The organism is Stackebrandtia albiflava (assembly GCF_007994225.1).
Classification (GTDB): Bacteria; Actinomycetota; Actinomycetes; order Mycobacteriales; family Micromonosporaceae; genus Stackebrandtia; species Stackebrandtia albiflava.
The window spans coordinates 27,730-45,071 of the sequence record NZ_VLLL01000001.1 but is presented as its reverse complement, the minus strand read 5'-3'; the positions used below and the strand labels follow the sequence as shown (position 1 = coordinate 45,071).

The 17,342-nt window shown below is 70.8% G+C and carries 16 protein-coding genes; 11 read left to right on the top strand and 5 right to left on the bottom strand.

Annotation, left to right across the window (positions count from 1 at the left end; genetic code table 11):
- Positions 1-20: 20 nt before the first annotated feature.
- Positions 21-602 carry a TIGR03086 family metal-binding protein gene (locus LX16_RS00230; RefSeq protein ID WP_147131203.1) on the top strand — a complete coding sequence of 194 codons (582 nt, stop codon included), beginning with the start codon at positions 21-23 and terminating at the stop codon, positions 600-602.
- Here the strand turns inward: LX16_RS00230 and LX16_RS00225 are convergent.
- Positions 591-1,955, bottom strand: coding sequence for a DUF2254 domain-containing protein (locus tag LX16_RS00225; RefSeq protein ID WP_158645435.1), 1,365 nt, complete (start codon positions 1,953-1,955; stop codon positions 591-593). The two genes, LX16_RS00230 and LX16_RS00225, sit on opposite strands and share 12 nt — an antisense overlap.
- Before the next feature lie 363 nt (positions 1,956-2,318).
- Between LX16_RS00225 and LX16_RS00220 the strand changes: the two genes are divergently transcribed.
- The 5 genes from LX16_RS00220 to LX16_RS00200 all read left to right on the top strand — a co-directional run bounded on the left by LX16_RS00220 (position 2,319) and on the right by LX16_RS00200 (position 7,126).
- Positions 2,319-3,011, top strand: coding sequence for a hypothetical protein (locus tag LX16_RS00220; protein WP_147131197.1), 693 nt, complete (start codon positions 2,319-2,321; stop codon positions 3,009-3,011).
- A gap of 613 nt (positions 3,012-3,624) precedes the next feature.
- Positions 3,625-5,262, top strand: a complete 1,638-nt coding sequence (locus LX16_RS00215; protein WP_147131194.1) for an ABC-F family ATP-binding cassette domain-containing protein — start codon at positions 3,625-3,627, stop codon at positions 5,260-5,262.
- 239 nt (positions 5,263-5,501) lie between these two features.
- The gene (locus tag LX16_RS27830; protein ID WP_425304405.1) at positions 5,502-6,185 is read left to right on the top strand and encodes a scabin-related ADP-ribosyltransferase; all 684 of its coding nucleotides are present in this window, start codon (positions 5,502-5,504) and stop codon (positions 6,183-6,185) included.
- Positions 6,182-6,652 carry a hypothetical protein gene (locus LX16_RS00205; RefSeq protein WP_211354202.1) on the top strand — a complete coding sequence of 157 codons (471 nt, stop codon included), beginning with the start codon at positions 6,182-6,184 and terminating at the stop codon, positions 6,650-6,652. Before LX16_RS27830 ends, LX16_RS00205 begins: the two co-directional genes overlap by 4 nt.
- Positions 6,653-6,679: 27 nt before the next feature.
- Positions 6,680-7,126 carry a DoxX family protein gene (locus LX16_RS00200; protein WP_147131192.1) on the top strand — a complete coding sequence of 149 codons (447 nt, stop codon included), beginning with the start codon at positions 6,680-6,682 and terminating at the stop codon, positions 7,124-7,126.
- A 40-nt stretch (positions 7,127-7,166) separates the two neighbouring features.
- Here the strand turns inward: LX16_RS00200 and LX16_RS00195 are convergent, their stop codons facing one another.
- The gene (locus LX16_RS00195; protein ID WP_244615616.1) at positions 7,167-8,555 is read right to left on the bottom strand and encodes an NYN domain-containing protein; all 1,389 of its coding nucleotides are present in this window, start codon (positions 8,553-8,555) and stop codon (positions 7,167-7,169) included.
- A gap of 168 nt (positions 8,556-8,723) precedes the next feature.
- On the opposite strand from LX16_RS00195, the gene LX16_RS00190 reads away from it, so the two are divergent.
- The gene (locus tag LX16_RS00190) at positions 8,724-9,971 is read left to right on the top strand and encodes a M48 family metallopeptidase (protein ID WP_147131187.1); all 1,248 of its coding nucleotides are present in this window, start codon (positions 8,724-8,726) and stop codon (positions 9,969-9,971) included.
- The gene (locus LX16_RS00185; RefSeq protein ID WP_147131184.1) at positions 9,968-11,098 is read left to right on the top strand and encodes a glycosyltransferase family 4 protein; all 1,131 of its coding nucleotides are present in this window, start codon (positions 9,968-9,970) and stop codon (positions 11,096-11,098) included. Before LX16_RS00190 ends, LX16_RS00185 begins: the two co-directional genes overlap by 4 nt.
- Positions 11,099-11,127: 29 nt before the next feature.
- On the opposite strand, the gene LX16_RS00180 is transcribed toward LX16_RS00185, so the two are convergent.
- Genes LX16_RS00180 through LX16_RS00170 form a run of 3 tightly spaced genes read right to left on the bottom strand, consistent with a single transcriptional unit; the run spans position 11,128 to position 15,314 of the window.
- Entirely contained in the window at positions 11,128-11,796 is a 669-nt protein-coding gene (locus tag LX16_RS00180) for a response regulator transcription factor (RefSeq protein ID WP_147131181.1), read from the bottom strand.
- A gap of 5 nt (positions 11,797-11,801) precedes the next feature.
- Positions 11,802-13,499: a sensor histidine kinase gene (locus tag LX16_RS00175; RefSeq protein WP_147131178.1), complete on the bottom strand. Its 1,698-nt coding sequence runs from the start codon at positions 13,497-13,499 to the stop codon at positions 11,802-11,804.
- Between the two features lie 24 nt (positions 13,500-13,523).
- Positions 13,524-15,314: an AMP-dependent synthetase/ligase gene (locus LX16_RS00170; protein WP_147131175.1), complete on the bottom strand. Its 1,791-nt coding sequence runs from the start codon at positions 15,312-15,314 to the stop codon at positions 13,524-13,526.
- Between the two features lie 124 nt (positions 15,315-15,438).
- On the opposite strand from LX16_RS00170, the gene LX16_RS00165 reads away from it, so the two are divergent.
- Genes LX16_RS00165 through LX16_RS00155 form a run of 3 tightly spaced genes read left to right on the top strand, consistent with a single transcriptional unit; the run spans position 15,439 to position 17,269 of the window.
- Positions 15,439-15,882 carry a polyketide cyclase / dehydrase and lipid transport gene (locus LX16_RS00165; protein ID WP_147131172.1) on the top strand — a complete coding sequence of 148 codons (444 nt, stop codon included), beginning with the start codon at positions 15,439-15,441 and terminating at the stop codon, positions 15,880-15,882.
- 2 nt (positions 15,883-15,884) lie between these two features.
- Positions 15,885-16,331: an SRPBCC family protein gene (locus tag LX16_RS00160; protein WP_147131169.1), complete on the top strand. Its 447-nt coding sequence runs from the start codon at positions 15,885-15,887 to the stop codon at positions 16,329-16,331.
- The gene (locus LX16_RS00155; RefSeq protein WP_147131166.1) at positions 16,328-17,269 is read left to right on the top strand and encodes an ROK family glucokinase; all 942 of its coding nucleotides are present in this window, start codon (positions 16,328-16,330) and stop codon (positions 17,267-17,269) included. The genes LX16_RS00160 and LX16_RS00155 overlap by 4 nt, the downstream gene beginning before the upstream one ends.
- The last annotated feature ends 73 nt before the right edge of the window (positions 17,270-17,342 follow it).

Here is a 17,342-nt window from a genome sequence, read left to right as displayed (position 1 = left end):
CTCCCGGTTAACCTCGGCGGATGACCGAATCCCAGATCGCCGAGCTGTACGCATCCGCCGCCGCCACCGCCGTGCCGGTGATCGACGGCATCCCCGACGAGCGGTTGACGGCGGCGACACCGTGCCCCGGTTACGACGTCGCCGGACTTCTCGACCACCTGTACGAGGTGGCCGTGGAGTTCGAGAAGGCGGCGCGAGGCGAGGACATGTCGTTCGCCGCGACACCGCCGCACCGGGTCCACGGTGAATGGCGCACCGGTTTGAACGCGGCCGTCGACCGGCTCGTCGCGGCCTGGTCGGCGCCTGAGGCGATGACCTTCGACAGGTCGAGCATGGGCATGCCCCGCCGGGTGGTGGCCCGGATGCCCGTTCTCGACCTGGTCGTCCACGGCTGGGACCTCGCGGTCGCGACCGGGCAGGAGGTGCGGGTGGACGACGCCACGGTGACGGACCTGTCGGCGGTGCTGACGGAGTTGGCGCCGACCGGCCGGCAGATGGGCGCGTTCGGTGCCGAGGTGCCGGTACCGGACTCGGCTCCGGCGTTCGACCGGCTGTTGGGCCTCGCGGGTCGTGACCCGCGGTGGCGGCAGTCAGCCGCCTGACCCGAACGGTCCGTCGAAACGGGTGTCGGGCGCCGCCACGTGGGCGGCGTCCAACTCGGTCCACACGTGACCGCCTTGACGGTGCAGGGCGTCGATGCGTTCCCGGGCCGCCTGCCGGTACTCGGGTGGCGCGACGGTCTCCACGCGGGTGAGCAGCAGGTGGAGCCTGCGGCTCGCCTCCGGCGAGGAGGCCGCGCAGTGCCGCAGTTCGTCGGTGCCGATGGCGAGATAGCCGGGCCAGTCGGGGGCACCGACCGCGACGCGGCCGGCACCCGCGGTGTACACGACCGGGCCGGGTCGTGCCGCGACGAGCCGTACCAGCAGCGTCTCGATGTGGTCCATCGCCTGCACCGCCGTCGTCGGGTCGTTCACGGCCGCCGACATCGCCTTGACCGCGACGTTCGAGAGGACGAGAAGGCAGAACGCCGGATCGTGGCGCAGGCGCCGTTCCTCACCGATGCGCAGCCGACGGGCGACGGCGTCACCACGGATTCTCGTGGCGGTGCCGTGTATCCGGCACAACGGGGCTCCGGGGTACACGAAGTCGCCGAGCCGGGGCACGACGGTTATCCCGACGCGGTGCCGGGCGGCGAACCGGCGCAGACCCCGGACGTCCACCCCGGTCAACGTCCCGAAGTCCGTCCCGTTGTGGACCACCCCGTCGGGTGGTGCGGCGAGGCCGTCCGGTGAACCGTCCGCCCCAGACCCGTGGAACCGGCGGACGGCGCCCTCCGCCGCGATCGTCACCTGCCGGAACAGCCGCGGCGGCCGCATCATGTCGGCGATGCGCTGCACCAGCAGCAGGAACACGAGAACACTCACGACCGACAGGAAGGTCGCGAAGCCGACACTGATGCTGGGGAACTCCCGGTTGTTGTCGGCGCCGATCTCGATGGCGATCAGGACCGTGTAGACGAACGTGGCGGGGAAGACACCCAGCGCCAGCCGGACGACCCGGTCGCGCTGGAAGAACGGGATGAGCCGCGCCGACAGCGAACTCGTACCGAACTGGACGGTGAGCATCACGATCGTGAAGACGAAACCGGTGAAGGAGATCGTGCCGCCCGCGACCGCGCCCAACCGGCTGGCGGTCACACCGGGGTCGCGGGGTATCGAGACCTCGGACTTGAACGACTGCGGAACGAGGGCGTCCACAACGGGCAGGGCGGCACTGAGCAGTACCGCTACAGCCACCATGACCGTCGGCCACACCCACAACCGTTGGCCCCGCCGGACACGTGGCGTGCCGACGGTGCGCCACGGCTCACGCCGGACGGGCGCCGCGGCGGCATCCGGCCCGGTGGTGTCGCCGGTGTCGTTCCCGGGCTCTCCGTCGTCCTTCGTGGCCGTCATGGCCGCCCCCGTCCCCCGTGGCACATCAGGGTAGGACACCCGATCGCCGGTCTCCGGTAGGCGGGTTCCGGCGGCTCTGGCGTCGCGGCGGCGGCGTGCACGAGTGTGGCGCGTCAAATCGTGCATGATTCGGTCGGCTCGTCGATACGTTCGGGACTCCTACCTCCGACCGACGGGTTCAACGTGTCTCAACCTCCTTCACATCATCAGTTCGGTGGCCCCTCCGACGGCTTCCCGTCCGCCTACGACCCGGCGACGGCGCCGCCGGTGATGGGGGCCGGGCCGCCGCCACCGTCGTACGGTCCGCCGCCCGGAGCGCCCGGCGCGTTCGTTCCCCCACCCGGCGGACACCGCCCTCCGCCGATGCCCTCGCCGCCGAAGAAGACCAACACCGCCCTGATCCTGGTGTTGGTCGCCGGGTTGCTGGGTGTCATGTGCCTGGGCGGTGCGGGCGTGTGGTTCTTCGGCTTCGGCGGCTCCGACATGCTCGCGGGCGGCGAGCCCTACGAGTTCCCCGCCGAGTACGACCCGGAGCTGCCGCCCGCGCCGACCGGTGTCGAGTACGTCTTCGACTTTCCCGCCGGGTACGACCTGTGCGCCACCCTCGACCTGTCCGGCGTGAACGCGGTGTTGCCGTTCGAGGGGTTGAAGGAACCGGGGATGGACGATCGGGGCGGGGGCCGCGGCTGGGTGTCGTGCAACGCGCAGATGCGCAGCACCGTGGAGTACCGGGATACGCGACCGACCGGGATCTTCTATGTCGACTTCGGCGTCCTCGACCCCGAGAACGTCCAGGGCGAGTACGACCGGATCTGGGAGTCCTACCCCGGTTACGCGCACTTGACCGACCTCGACATCGGAGACCAGGCGGAGGTCCACACCAAGACGGAGAACAACGTGTTGAGCGTGATACTCGCCTTCCGCAACGGGAACGTCTCCGGTATGGCCGAGATCGGCGTCAACTACGGCGAGGAGCACGATGCGCCGGCGCCGGAGATGCTGGGGAACGTCCTGATCGACGTGGTCAACGACGGCTTGACGAAGCTGGCGCCCTGACCGCCGCATCCGGTCTCGGGGGATGACTCTGCACACCCGAGACCGGATGGGTGGATGCGGATGCGGGCGCCCTACACTCCCCACCCCGACCGGGGGCAAACCACCCCGATGGAACGAAGTGTTGCAAAACGTATGAAATGGTGTCAATCGGTTATTCAGCCGGCCTTCAGGTGGGGAGGCCGCGACGGTCGGAGCTGCGGGCGGGCCCTGCGGAGGCCGCGGGACTCGGCGCCCCGGGCCGCCGGGATTCGCGGTGCCGATCGGGCGGAGTGTGATCCGGTCGACGGCGGGTTGCCGGCGAGACGTCGCGTCTTGTATGGTGGTCGGCATGGGTGCGATAGACACGATCGCCAGGCCACGGTTCCACTAGTCGCCTGTCGCAGAGCCGTCGGTTCGTCCGAACCGGCCGTCCGGCTCCTCTGATTTCCCGCGCGTACGCCGCCGCCCGCTTCCGGGCGAGCCGCGTCGTGTCCCGACAGGCGCCTCACCGTGTGTCGCAATGGCCGTTCCGGCCGACGCCGCGCCTGGCAAGCATCCTGATCCCGTGATCGGCAGCCCGCGTCCCGCGCCGCCTCGAACGGCCTCCTCTTCCCATCGACCTGTGGAGGCCCACATGAACCACGTCCTCTCCCCTACCGCCACCGTCTCGCAGATCGCGTTGACGGAGGTGACGAAGTCCTATGACGGCCCGCCGGTCCTCGACCGGGTGTCGTTGACGGTTCCCCACGGTGAGAAGCTCGCCGTGGTCGGCGAGAACGGGTCCGGCAAGTCCACCCTGTTGCGGCTGCTCGCCGGAACCGAGTCGGCCGACGGCGGCGACATCACGGTGATGGCGGCAGGCGGTATCGGTCACGCGGCCCAGACCCTCCTGCTGCCCGACGACGCCACCGTCGCCGACGCGATCGACCTGGCCTTCGCGGACCTGCGCGCCCTGGAACGCCGGATCGGGGAGGCGGAGCGGGGACTCGCCGACGCCGATGACGACGCGCTCGCCGAATACGGTGATCTCCTCACCGAGTACGAGCAGCGCGGCGGATACCGGACCGAGTCCCGGTTGGCGACCGCCGTCCAGGCGTTGGGCGTCGCCCACATCGGGAACGACCGCCGCATCGGCACCCTCTCCGGCGGTGAGCAGTCGAGGCTCGGTCTGGCGGCGGTGTTGGCGGCGGATCCGGAGCTGATCCTGCTCGACGAACCCACCAACCACCTGGACGCCGCGGCGGTCGGCTGGCTGGCGCGCCGGCTCCGCGACCACCGTGGCACCGTCGTGGCCGTCACGCACGACCGGCGGTTCCTGGCCGGCTTCGCCGAGGCCATATTGGAGGTCGACGCGGACCGGCGGACGGTGCGCCGATACGGCGACGGCTGGGACGGCTACCTGTCGGCGAAGGCCGCGGCGCGACGGCGCTGGGAGCAGGAGTACCGCGACTGGCGCGCCGAGGTCGCCCGGCAGAGCGCCGCCACCGAGACCGGCGCGTCGAGGCTGGCGTCGAAGGTGCGGTCCGACACGCGTCCCCGTACCGCCGGTCACCGCAGGTCGCACGAGACCGGACTGTCCGCAGTGGTCAGGCAGGCCCATGAGCGGCTTCGGCGGCTCCGGGAGGACCCGGTACCCGAACCGCCGGAGCCGCTGCGGTTCTCCGGCGAATTCGCCGCGGACACCGTGGAGGAGGCGGCCGGCCCGGTGGCCACCCTGGACGGTGTCCGGGTCGGAGACCGCCTCGTGGTGGACGGGTTGCGCGTCGGCGGCGGCGACCGGTTGCTCGTCACCGGGCCCAACGGTGCCGGGAAGACCACCCTGCTGCGGGTGCTCGCCGGGGACCTGACCCCGGACACCGGCACGGTCACCCGTCCCGAGCACATCGGCTACCTGCGTCAGGAACTGCCCGCCGCACCCACCACCAGGACCGTGACGGAGGAGTTCGCCGCCGGACTTCCCGGACCCGCCGACGCACACGCCGACCGGTTGCGTTCGCTCGGCCTGCTGGCCGAGGCCGACCTGGACAGGCCGGTGGCGGCCCTGTCGGTCGGGCAGCGCCGCAGGCTCGAACTGGCGAAACTGGTGTCGCGTCCGGCGCGTCTGCTGGTGCTCGACGAACCGACCAACCACCTGTCACCGGCGCTGGTAGCGGAACTGGAGGAGGCGTTGGACCGGTTCACCGGAGCCCTGGTGGTGGTGTCCCACGACGCCGCCTTCACCGACGTGTTCCGGGGTCGCCGACTGGCCGTGTCGGCGGGCCGCCTGCGGTGAAGCGGGCCGGTCGGTCGCGTCACGGACACGTGGACGACCGGCCGGCCGTGTCGCGTCGCCGGCCCGCCGACGGCGGCGCGACATGCCGGACTCCTTTCGGGCGCGCCATACCCGGGACACGCCTCCGGGATCGGTAGATTCTCTCCAGCCATGTAGGACTGACGGATACGGGGAGAATCATGGGAATCGTGCGAAGCGTCGCGCGCTGGTCCGCGACGGCGATCGTCGCGGCGGGGGCGCTGGTCGTCACCGCGCCACCGGCCACCGCCGCGCCGCGGGTGGAGATGACCGACGGGACGGTCGTCACCGACGCCGCGACCGGCCGGGCGGCCGTCATCGTCGGCGACTCGCGGATGAACTTCCGCGACATCGAGGCCCTTGAGGACGCGGGCTGCGGTGCCGACTTCGTGGTGACGCTGCCGAGCGAGGTCTTCCGGGCGATCCCGTCCGGGCCGGACCCGTTGTACGCAGCGGCGCAGCGTGACGTGGACGTCGACCGCATCACCCCCGACCCGCAGTACCGGGAGAACTGCCACGAGCTGTACCGGGCGGACCGCCGCGCGCCGCAGGAGATCTTCGAGACCGGCTTCACCGCGTGGGACACCGTCGACGGCCAGTACGACGTGCGCAGTTACGTCCTGAAGAACCAGCCGTCGCCGTTCGTGAGCACGACCTACCGCGACGACCTGTACCGGGCGTGGAAGTCGCCGTACTACTACTACATCGACGCGCCCGGCGGCATCGACGTGAACGACACCATCGGACGCGACCACAAGTACGCCGACCAGGCGGAGGTCGCCTTCCCGGGTGGCCTGGCGACCCGGTTCATCGTCAAGGGCTGCCCCGTCGACCGGCAGACCCTCACGATCATCGAGGACCGGTGTGAGGCGAACCCGCACTACCGGCCGTGGCGGGAGCGGTGACCGTCGACTCCGGCGACGTCTCGGTGCTGCTGGTACGCGGCACCGAGCGTCGCCTCGCCACGCTGCGGGTGGTGGGGCGCGATCCCTACCGGCTTCGCCTGGAGGGCATGGGACAGCTCAAGGAGTCCACCGGTCCCGACCTGTTCGAGGCGTTGGTGGCGTTGCGGCGTGACCTGGAGACCGACGGGTGGCTGCCCGCGGTGCAGGGTGCCCGGCGTGACGCCTACCCGAGCGGGATGGCGCGCGACATGGGCGGCGGCGAACGGATCCACCTGTTGCACACCGGCCGCCCGGCGAGTACGGCCGACCTGGTCGACACCCTGGCCCCGGTTGCCGACGTCGGGTTGCTGGCGACGGTCGCGCAGCAGCATGAGGCGTACGTGGCGTGGCTGGAGTCGTTAGCCCGAAAAGAATCCGAAGAAAAATCCCAGGCGTGTCGATCCCGGCGGTTCCCGTTCGACGTATGAGTGAACCGACTCGAAGGGACCGAGACAATGACCACTCACACCGCCTCCGCCACCGTCACGACCACCCGGACCGACGCCACCAAGGGGACCGCCCGCCGTATCGGACACATCGGACTGTGGGTGCTGCGCGGCCTCGCCGCCGCGGTCTTCCTGTTCTCGGCGTTCCCGAAGCTGACCGCCTCGCCCGAGGCGGTCGCGGGCTTCGCCCAGATCGGCTTCGCCGAGTGGTTCATCTACCTGCTCGGCGCGCTGGAGGTCGCAGGAGCACTGGGTCTGCTGATCCGCCCGCTGTCCGGACTGGCGGCGCTGTGCCTGACCCTGCTGATGATCGGCGCGGTGACGACCCAGATCGTCGCCTTCGGCGGCATGATGGTCGAGTTCCCGGCGGTGACCGGAGTGGTCACCGCGGTGATCGCCTACGGATGCCGTCACTCCCTGATCGAACTGCGGAACCTGCTCCGGTCCGCCCGTTGACGCACGCCACGCACCCGGTCCCGCCCGGCGGGACCGGGCGTCAGGCTCTCTCCAGACGACGGCGCAACGTGTCCGACGACAACGGATACGCGCCGTTTCGTCGTGTCCCGTCGGCCACCTCGCGGTCACTGGAGATCACCACGACCGGGCGCCCGTTCGGTTCGGCGCGGACCAACGCCCTGATCACCTCGTCGGCGGTCTGTCCCTTGCGGCTGAACAGGACCCGCACGCCGCGTGGCGCGGGCGGCAGCCCGACCATCCGTTCGGCGCCGTCGTAGACGACCGTCATCTCCGCCCCGGTCTGGGCCGCGAGCCCCGACAAACCCCGGGTGAGCCGGGCACGCTGTTGTTCCAGCGTCAGGTCTCCCCAGCGACCCTTGGTCACGTTGTAACCGTCCACGATCAGGTGCGCGCGCGGCAACGCGAGCAGTTCGTCCAACCTGATCGGGTCGTCGGCCTCCAGGCCCCGCGCCGACGCCGACGCCGGCCGGTCGGCACGCAGGCCCTCGACGTCGGCCACGAACTCCGCCGGTGGGCGTTCCGCCGGTTCCAGCGCCAGCTCCCGCCGAAGCCCCTGGGCGGCCCCACCGATGGTCTCCAGCAGCAGCCACAGCCTCGCGTCGTTGAGGGACCTGGTGTCACGGGCGCCCCGCCGGGCGCGTTCCAGCGATTGCAGTGTCTCGTCCAACTCGGCGGTCAGCCGTCTCACCTCGGCGGTGTGGTTGTCCTCGGCCTGTCTGAGCCTGCCCCGTTCCGCCGACAACGCGTCCACGGCCTTGCGTTCCCGCCGCCGCAGCTCCCGGAGCTCACGCGCGTCGGCGCGTTGCCGGTGGCGCAGCTCCTCCACCTCGCCGCGCAGCTCGGTCAACTCGACGCGCAGCTTCTCGGCCTCCCGTTCGGCCGTCGCCCTGTCGTGCTCGGCGGCGGCGGCATGCTGCTCGGCCCGGGCGATGCGGTCGGCGACCTCGGAGGCGGCCTCCTGTTCGCGTTGGTGGCGCGCACCGGCGCGGACCAGTCTCGTCCAGCCGTCCGGACGGGTGAGGAACGCCAGGGCCGCGACCTCGACGGGGTCGGCGTCCTCGGGGACGGTCCCCTCGGCGACGGAGGCCGCCAACGGGAGCGAACCGGTCACCAGTTCGGCCACCCGCTGCCGGAACGCCGAGTCGCGTGACAGTTCCGTCCGCAGAGCCGGGCCGGCCGGTTTGGCGCGTTTGGCGGGTGCGAAACGCGCGAACCGGCGCAACTGGCCGGGCAGGTCATCGGGCCGTATCGCCGACAGGGTGGCGGCGGCGAGGTCGATCAGGATCGGCCACGCCGACTCCGGTGGTTCGTCGGCACCGTCGTGCGGCACGTCCCCGGCCGGTGGCGGAGGCGGCGGCGGAGGAGGGGGTGGCGGGGCGGCGGGTGGATCACCCGCGGAACCGGTCACGGCCCCGTCGGTGAGACACGCCGCACCGGCCGGAAGGTGATCGCGTCGACACTCCCGGTGATGGTCGCGGGTGCGTACTTCACCGACATGACTCAAGTCTGCCACCGATCATGCCGTCTCGTGCCCCCCACCCGCGACACCGGCGGGGCGGGGATCGAAAATACAGCGATGGCTTCGATGTTTCGTCACCCCGCGTCCGTCGCGCTGCTGGTCCTGCTCGGCGGACTCGTCCTGGCGGGGGTCCTCCTGGTGCCGTGGGACGTGCATCCGCCCTCGGCGGCGGCGCAGGCGGACGCGGTGGCGGGACTGCCCGCCGAGACCGTGGCGGCGGGTAAGGAGTTCGCGGCGGCCACCCGCCCCGGCTCCTACATCGCGATGGGTCTCAGCCTCGCGGTGGCGTTGCTGCTGGGCCTGACCCCGTTGGGCGCCCGGATCATCGAATGGTGCGGCAGGCCGTTCGGCGGGCACTGGCTCGCAGAGGCGGTACTGGGCGGCGTCGCCGTGGTGCTCGCCGCGCAACTGGTCACCCTGCCGCTGTCGGCGTGGCGCCACACGATCCTGGTCCGCTTCGGACTGTCCACCCAGACCTGGGGCGCGTGGGCCGCCGACCTCGCGAAATCGTACGGGGTCACCGTCGTGACCGCGGCGATCATGCTAGCCGGTCTCTACGGGCTGATGCGGCTGTCGCCCCGGTTGTGGTGGCTGTGGGCCTCGGCGGCGGCGGGTGTGCTGGTGGTCGTCATGTCGGCGGTGTACCCGGTCGTGGTGGAGCCGCTGTTCAACCGGTTCACCCCCATGGCGGACGGCCCGTTGCGGACCGAGCTGATCGAGATGGCCGAACGCGACGGCTTGCCCGTCACCGACGTCCTGGTCGCCGACGCGTCCCGCCGCACCACCGCCGTCAACGCGTACGTGTCGGGGCTCGGCCCCACCCGGCGCATCGTGGTGTACGACACCCTGCTGGAGGCGCCCCGGGAACAGGTGGTCTCGGTGGTCGCCCACGAACTCGGACACGCAAAACACGGGGACGTGTGGGTGGGCACCTCCATCGGCGCACTGGCGGTCGCCGCCGCCGCGTGCGGCATCGCGGTGCTGGCGGGCGCCGGCGGCCTGCTGCGCAGGGCGGGGGTGGACGACATCACCTCGCCCCGGTCGGCGGGACTGATCCTCGCGGCCGTAGCGGTGGTGGGCCTGCTGGCGGGCCCGGTGCAGAACGTCATCTCGCGGCAGATCGAGATGCGCGCCGACCAGCACGCGCTGGAACTCACCGGGGACCCGCAGACGTTCATCGAGATGCAGACCGGACTGGCCACCACCAACCTGTCCGACGTGGACCCGCCGACCGTGCTGCACTGGCTGTTCGGCTCCCACCCCACGACCGCACAACGCATCGCCATGGCGAAGGAGTACGCATGACCCGGGTGTTGCTGGTCACCAACGACTTCCCGCCCCGGCAGGGCGGCATCCAGTCGTTCGTGCACGGCATGGCCGAGCGGCTTCCCGTGGAACACCTGGTGGTGTACTGCTCCACCTCCGAGGGCGCCGCCGGGTTCGACGCCCGTCAGCCGTTCCCGGTGGTCAGGGAACGCACCGGCATGCTGCTGCCCACACCCGGGGTGGCGCGCCGTGCCGCCGAGATCGCACGTCGGCACGACTGCGACGCCGTCCTGTTCGGCGCGGCGGCCCCGCTCGGGCTGCTCGCGGCGGGATTGAAGCGACGCACCGGGATCCGCCGCGCGGTCGCCATCACCCACGGCCACGAGGTCGGCTGGGCGATGCTGCCGGGTGCCCGTGCGCTGTTGCGCCGCATCGCCACCCACAACGACGTCGTCACCTACCTCACCGACTACACCCGGCGGCGGCTGGCACCGGCGATCGGCGGACTGACCGCGCTGGAGCAGTTGACCTTCGGCATCGACGTCGAACGGTTCCACCCCGGCGTGGACGGTGAACCCGTCCGTTCCCGCCACGGCCTCGGGGACGCACCGGTCGTGGTGTGCGTGTCCCGCCTGGTGCCCCGGAAGGGGCAGGACACCTTGATCGACGCGTTCCCCCGGGTCCGCGAGCGGGTTCCGGACGCGCGCCTACTGCTGGTGGGCGGCGGACCGTACGAGTCGGCACTGCGTCGTCGCATCGCCGCCACCGGCCAGACCGACGCGGTGACCATCACGGGGGCGGTGCCGCAGGAGGAGCTGCCCGCGCACTACGCCGCCGGAGACGTGTTCGCGATGCCGTGCCGCACCCGGCGGGCGGGCATGGACGTGGAGGGGCTCGGTGTCGTCTACCTGGAGGCGTCCGCGACCGGCCTACCCGTCATCGCGGGGGACTCGGGCGGTGCCCCCGCCGCCGTGCGTGACGGTCACACCGGTCACGTCGTCCCCGGAGGAGACGCCGCCACCCTGGCCGACCGGCTCACCGCGCTACTCACCGACCCGGAGGCGGCGGCCGGGATGGGACGGGCGGGACGGGAGTGGATGTGTGAGGCGTGGACCTGGCCCACCCTCGCCGAACGGTTGCGGACGATGCTGACCCCGCCGGAGTGATCCGGCCCGGCGGGGGCCGCCGAACCGACTCAGAACTTCGGGGAGTCGGGTGCTTCGAGGAGGCCCAGCTTCAACGCCGTCATCAACGCCTGCGCGCGGTTGCCCGCGCCCAGCTTCTCGTACAACTTCGAGATGTGGGTCTTGGCGGTGGACTCCGACACGTACAACTGCTTCGCGATCCCCGCGACGCTCATCCCGTCGGCCAGCAGCTTCAACACCTGCGCCTCCCGCGGCGACAACTGCGGACCGGTCGGCGTCAGGCGCCGCTTCATCGCCTCGGCCAGGTCGGCGGCGGTGAACGCGTTGGGCGTGGTCGCGGCGTGGCGGGCGGCCGACACCACGTCGTCGGACGGCGCCGACTTGGGTACGAACGCGCTCGCACCGGCCTCCAACGCGCCGAAGAGCTGGTCGTCACCCGCGTACATGGTCAACACGACGATCCCCATCGAGGGGTGGGCCTTGCGCAGCTTGCGGGTCGCCTCCAGCCCGGAGCCGTCGGGCAGGCGCAGATCCATGATGACGACGTTGGGCTGCAGCGCCGCGGCCTTGCGCAGGCCGTCCCCGGCGGTGGCGGCCTCGGCGACCACCTCGAACTGCGGGTCACGGCTGAAGGCGTGCCGCAGGCCCTTTCGGATCAGGTCGTGGTCGTCGACGATCAACACCGTCGTGGACGACGACTCGTTGGTGGGGCTATTCATCGTTGTTACTCCCTTACAGCTTCGGACGACACGCTACCCGGCCGGGCGGATGCCGCGAGCAGCACCGCGACCGTGGTGCCGTGTGGTTTCCGAGGCCGTATCTCAAGAGACCCGCGGATACGCTCCGCGCGTTCGGACATGATGGTCAAACCGTACCGGCCGTCGCCGCCGTCGCCGTCCAGTCCCTTCCCGTCGTCGGCCACCTCGATACGGGCGTACGGCGGGTCGATCTCACACGTCACCCACAGGTTCTCCGCCCGTGCGTGCTTGCGCGCGTTGGTCATCGCCTCCTGCGCGATGCGAAGCAGCTCCGCCTCGGTCGCCGCCGGAAGTCTCGCCCCGCCCTCGTCCAGCGACAGGTGGACCCGCAGGCCCGCCGACGCCCCGACGGTGCGGGCGTAGTCGGCGATGGCGGTGGTGAGGCCGCCCAACCGGTCGACCTCGCTGCGCAGCTCGAACAACGACAGCCGCAGTTCGGTCACCAGCCGGGTCACCTCGTCGCGCAACTCCTGAAGCTGCGCCCCGGAATCGTCGGCCCCCTCGGGGAGCTGCGCGAGCGCGTGGTCGATGCCGTAACCCAGCATCGCCAGTTCCTGCGCGATGCCGTCGTGGATCTCCCGGGCGAGCCGCTGCCGTTCCTCCGTGGTCGCGATCGACCGCACCTCGTCGAACAGCAGCGCGGTCTCCAACCGCAGCGCCGCCGCCCCCAGCCCGGTGACGACCTCCTCGGCGGTCTCGGGGGTGAACCGGTCCGGCGCGTCGCACTCCAGCAGTGCCAGGCCCACGGTGCGGCGTTCCGCCACCAGCGGCACCACCATCGACGAGACCGGGCCGGTGGTGCTGCGGGCCAGCGACGTGTCGCCGATGTGCGCCTGCTGGTCGGCCCAGGAATCGGCGAGCATCGCGTTGGCCGGCAGCGACGTCTCCCAGTCGACCCGGTCGTCCGCGGACTGGGCCAACACGACCAGGCGGTTGCCGCCGCCCGCGACCAGGACCGCGGCCCGGTCGGCGTCGGACAGGCCTCGCAGCCGGTGGACGATGTCGGTGGCGATCCCGCCGGGATCCAGCGTTCCACCGGGAAGCTGCCGCGTGACGGCACGCAACTGCGTGAGCAGTGCGGTCGCCTCGGCGTACGGCCGTGAACCAGAGGGGACGCCGGCGTTGAGCAGATGCCGGAGCCAGTGCCCGGTCCCGGCGGCGAGCACCCCGAAGCACACGGCCGTGGCACACTCCACCGCGTACCGGGGGCTGCCGAGGTTCCCGCCGGCGGAGATGGCCGTCCCGCCGAGGGCGGCGGCGGCGATGACCGTCAACACCCCGGCCTCGATGAGGCCGGGGTAGCGGGCGAACACGTTCTGCGGGCTGTCGGGGCGGACCCGGTCCTCGCGCAGGCCGCCGAACATGGCCGCGCCCCCGAGGGGCGCCACCAGGTAGGGCAGCAGCCAGCCGTACCAGCCCTCCGGCGACAGGGTGCCCAGCACGATCACCAGGACCTCCGCCAACCGGCCCAGCCGGCCGAACACCGGGTGGGCCGCGGCGATCGTCCCCGGCACCGAGGCGATCAGCAGCAGACCGCCCCACAACATCGCCTCGGACGTGTCGGCGCTGAGGAAGCCCAGCGTGATGGTGAAGGCGAAGACGAGCACCCGCAGACCGAACGCGGGAACGAGCCACCCTTCCTTCATCCAGTCGCGTTTCTCCATGCCTCCCCGCCGGTTGTCGTGCGACTACGAGGAGTAGAGGGCCTCGAACTCCGCCGCGTACTTCTCCAAGACTACGTTGCGCTTCACGCTCTGCTTGGGAGTGACTTCACCGGTGGCCTCGGTCAGGGCGGCGGGCAGGATCCGGAACTTCTTGATCGACTCGGCCTTGGAGACCGTCGCGTTGGCCTCGGCGACGACCGCCTCGATCTCGGCACGGATCACCGGGTCCTCGGTGAGCTCCGAGATCGGGGTGTCGGCGGGCCGGTCGTGGCGTTCCAGCCACGCGGGCAGCGTCTCGTGGTCGAGTGCGATCAGGGCCGAGATGAACGGCTTGGCGTCGCCCACCACCAGGCACTGGCCCACCAGCGGGTGCGCACGGACCACGTCCTCCAGCGGCGCCGGCGCGACGTTCTTGCCGCCGGCGGTCACGATGATCTCCTTGCTGCGGCCCGTGATCTTCAGGTAGCCGTCGGCGTCGATCTCGGCGATGTCGCCGGACTTCAACCAGCCCTCGGCGTCGAAGGACTCGGCGGTGGCCTGCGGGTTGTTCCAGTAGCCCTTGAAGATCTGCGGGCCCTTGATCAGCAGTTCGCCGTCGTCGGCGATGCGGATAGAGGTGCCGGGCGTGGGACGCCCCACCGTTCCGATCCGCAACGCGTCGTCGAGGTTGATGGACACCACGGGGGAGGTCTCGGTCAGGCCGTATCCCTCGTAGATCGTCACGCCGACACCGCGGAAGAAGTGCGCGAGCCGTTCTCCCAGCGGCGCGCCACCGGAGATCGCCGAGCCGCACCGGCCACCCATCAGGGTGCGCAGTTTCACGTAGACGAGCTTGTCGAACAGGGCGTGCTTGAGCTTGAGCATCAGGCCCGGCCCGCCGGTGTCGAGCGACTTGCTGTAGTCGATGGCGGTCTGCGCCGCCTTCTCGAAGATCTTGCCCTTGCCGCCGTCGACGGCCTTCTGCCGCGCCCCGTCGTAGACCTTCTCGAAGACCCGCGGCACCGCCACCAGGAAGGTCGGCCGGAAGGTCGGCAACGTCTGCACCAGCTGTGTGCGGTCGCTGATGTGGCCGACCTGGACCTCCGCCTGGACGCAACCGACCTGGATGATGCGGGCCAGCACGTGCGCCAACGGGAGGAACATCAGGGTCGTGGAGCTGGAGTTGAACATCGACGACACGCTGGGCAGCACGTTGGCGATGTCGGCGACCAGGTTGAGGTGGGTGAGTTCACACCCCTTGGGGCGTCCGGTGGTGCCGGAGGTGTACACGATCGTGGCCAGGTCGGACGCCTTGGCCGACAGGCGGCGTTCCTCGATGTCGCCGTCGAAGCCCTCACCGGCGGCCTTGAGGGTGTCGAGCGCCCCGCCCTCGATCTCCCAGGTGTGCGTGACGGTGGGGATCGTGTCCTGGACCGACTCGACCAGCCGCGAGTGCGGCGGGAGTTCGGTGATACAGGCGACCGCACCGGAGTCCGACAGGATCCACCGGATCTGTTCGGCACTGGAGGAGTCGTAGATCGGCACGGTCACCGCGCCGGCCGTCCAGATCGCGTAGTCGAGGACGCTCCACTCGTAGCGGGTCCGGGACATCAGTCCGACCCGGTCGCCGGGCTTGACACCCGAGGCGGCGAGGCCCTTGGCGACGGCGGTCACCTCGTCGCGGAACTGGCGGTTGGTGACGTCACGCCAGCCCGAACCCGCCGGCACCGCGAACAGCAGTCCGTCGGGGTTCCGTGCGGCGTTGTCCCACAGGGCGGTGGTCGTGTTGTGGTCGTCGGGGATCTCGACTGCCGGGGGAACTGCGAATTCGCGCACGGGTGACTCCATTGACTGTTTCACGGCGACGTCGTCGGCGTGAAACTCCGCGGTACGGACACTGTTATATGAAAACGCTACCGCCCCTCACCTGCGATTGCATAGAGCTGGAGAAGATACGGACGTGCCACAACTTGATCTCATTATCGAAACATACGTCCGAGCCGAGCCCGCTGACCTGGCGTTCCGCGTCGCCGACCCGGTGTTGCGGACGCGACTTTGGCCACAGTGGCGTCTTGAGGTGGCGGAGGAGCGCGGTGTGGAGGGTGTGCGGTGGCGGGTCACCGGTCCGAGGGTGACCGGGACCACCGAGGTCTGGGTGGAACCGGTCGGGGAGGGCGCGGTGCTGCACACCTTCGTGCGGGTCGACCCGCTGGGACGCCGGTGGCCGTCGTGGTGGGCGCGGTGGCGCCGGCGACGGACCCGGGCACACCTGCGCAGGGTGCTGTGGGGGTTGAAGGACGTGACGGAGACCGCCTCCACCGCGCCCGTGAGCCCGGCGGTGCCGGGTCCGCCGACGGGTCCGCCGGGATCGATCGCCGCACCGGACGCGGGGTACGCTCCCTGACCATGGCGGAGTCCTCGAAGCAGTCGATCCGGATCGCCGCACCGGTTGCGGACATCACGGCGGTCATCACCGATTTCGCGCGCTATCCGGAGTGGATCGGCGACGTCAAGGAGGTCGAGATCCTGGAGGAGTTCGAGGACGGGTACGCCCACCTCGTCCGTTTCCAGTTGGACGCCGGGATCCTCAAGGACGCCTACGACCTGCGGTACGAGTACTCCGACGACCTGTCGCGGATCAGTTGGACGCTCGACAGGCCGTCGTCGGTGCAGAAGTCGCAGGTCGGGTCGTACGACATCTCGGGCAACGCCGACGGTACGTCCACGGTGGAGTACACGTTGACCGTCGATCTGAGCATCCCGATGCTGGGCATGTTCAAGCGCAAGGCCGAGAAGATCATCATGGACTCGGCCCTGAAGAACCTCAAGACCCGCGTGGAGGAGCTGGCGTGAGCCTGACCATCGGAATCGACATAGGCGGCACCAAGGTCCTCGGCGGGGTGGTCGCCGACGACGGCACGGTCGTCACGTCGCGGCTGCGGTCGACGCCCGCCACGGACGTGGCGGCCATCCGTGGTGTCATCGTCGACCTGGTGGCCGAACTGCGTCGTGAACACGAGGTGGGCGCGGTCGGGATCGGCGCGGCGGGCTGGATCGACGCCAGCCGCTCGACGGTCCAGTTCGCGCCGAACCTGGCGTGGCGGGACGAGCCGCTCCGTGAGCTGCTGTCCGCGCACATCGACCTGCCGATCGTGGTCGAGAACGACGCCAACGTCGCCACCTGGGCGGAGTTCCGTTACGGCGCGGCCGCCGAGGCCGACAGCGCGGCCCTGTTCACCGTCGGCACCGGCATCGGCGGCGGCATCGTCATCGACGGCAATCTGGTGCGGGGAGCCCACGGCATCGCCGCCGAGTTCGGTCACACCCTCGCGGTTCCCGGCGGGCGCGAGTGCGGTTGCGGGCGGCACGGCTGCCTGGAGCAGTACGCCAGCGGCAACGCGCTGGTGCGGTTCGCCAAGCGGGCCGCGACCGAGGACCCCGACCGGGCGACCGCCCTGTTGAAGGCCGCCGACAACGACGTGGACGCCATCGACGGTCCCATGGTGACCGAGGCCGCGCGCGGCGGTGACCCGGTGTCGATCGCGGCGTTCGAGGACATCGGTGAATACCTGGGCGAGGCCCTGGCCGACATCGCGCAACTCCTCGATCCCGACGTCATCGTGATCGGTGGCGGCGTCATCAACGCGGGTGACCTGCTGCTGGAGCCCGCGCGGCGACGCTATCGCGAGGCGTTGGCGGCGCGGTCGCGGATCGACGCGGCCGTCGTGGTACCGGCGAGGATGGGACCGATGGCGGGCATCGTCGGCGCGGCCGACCTGGCCCGGCGCTGAACCCCGCTCACGGGAATTCGGTGGTGTCGATGGTGGTGTCGACGGGTGCGGGGATGGTGAGTTCGCCGCCGAA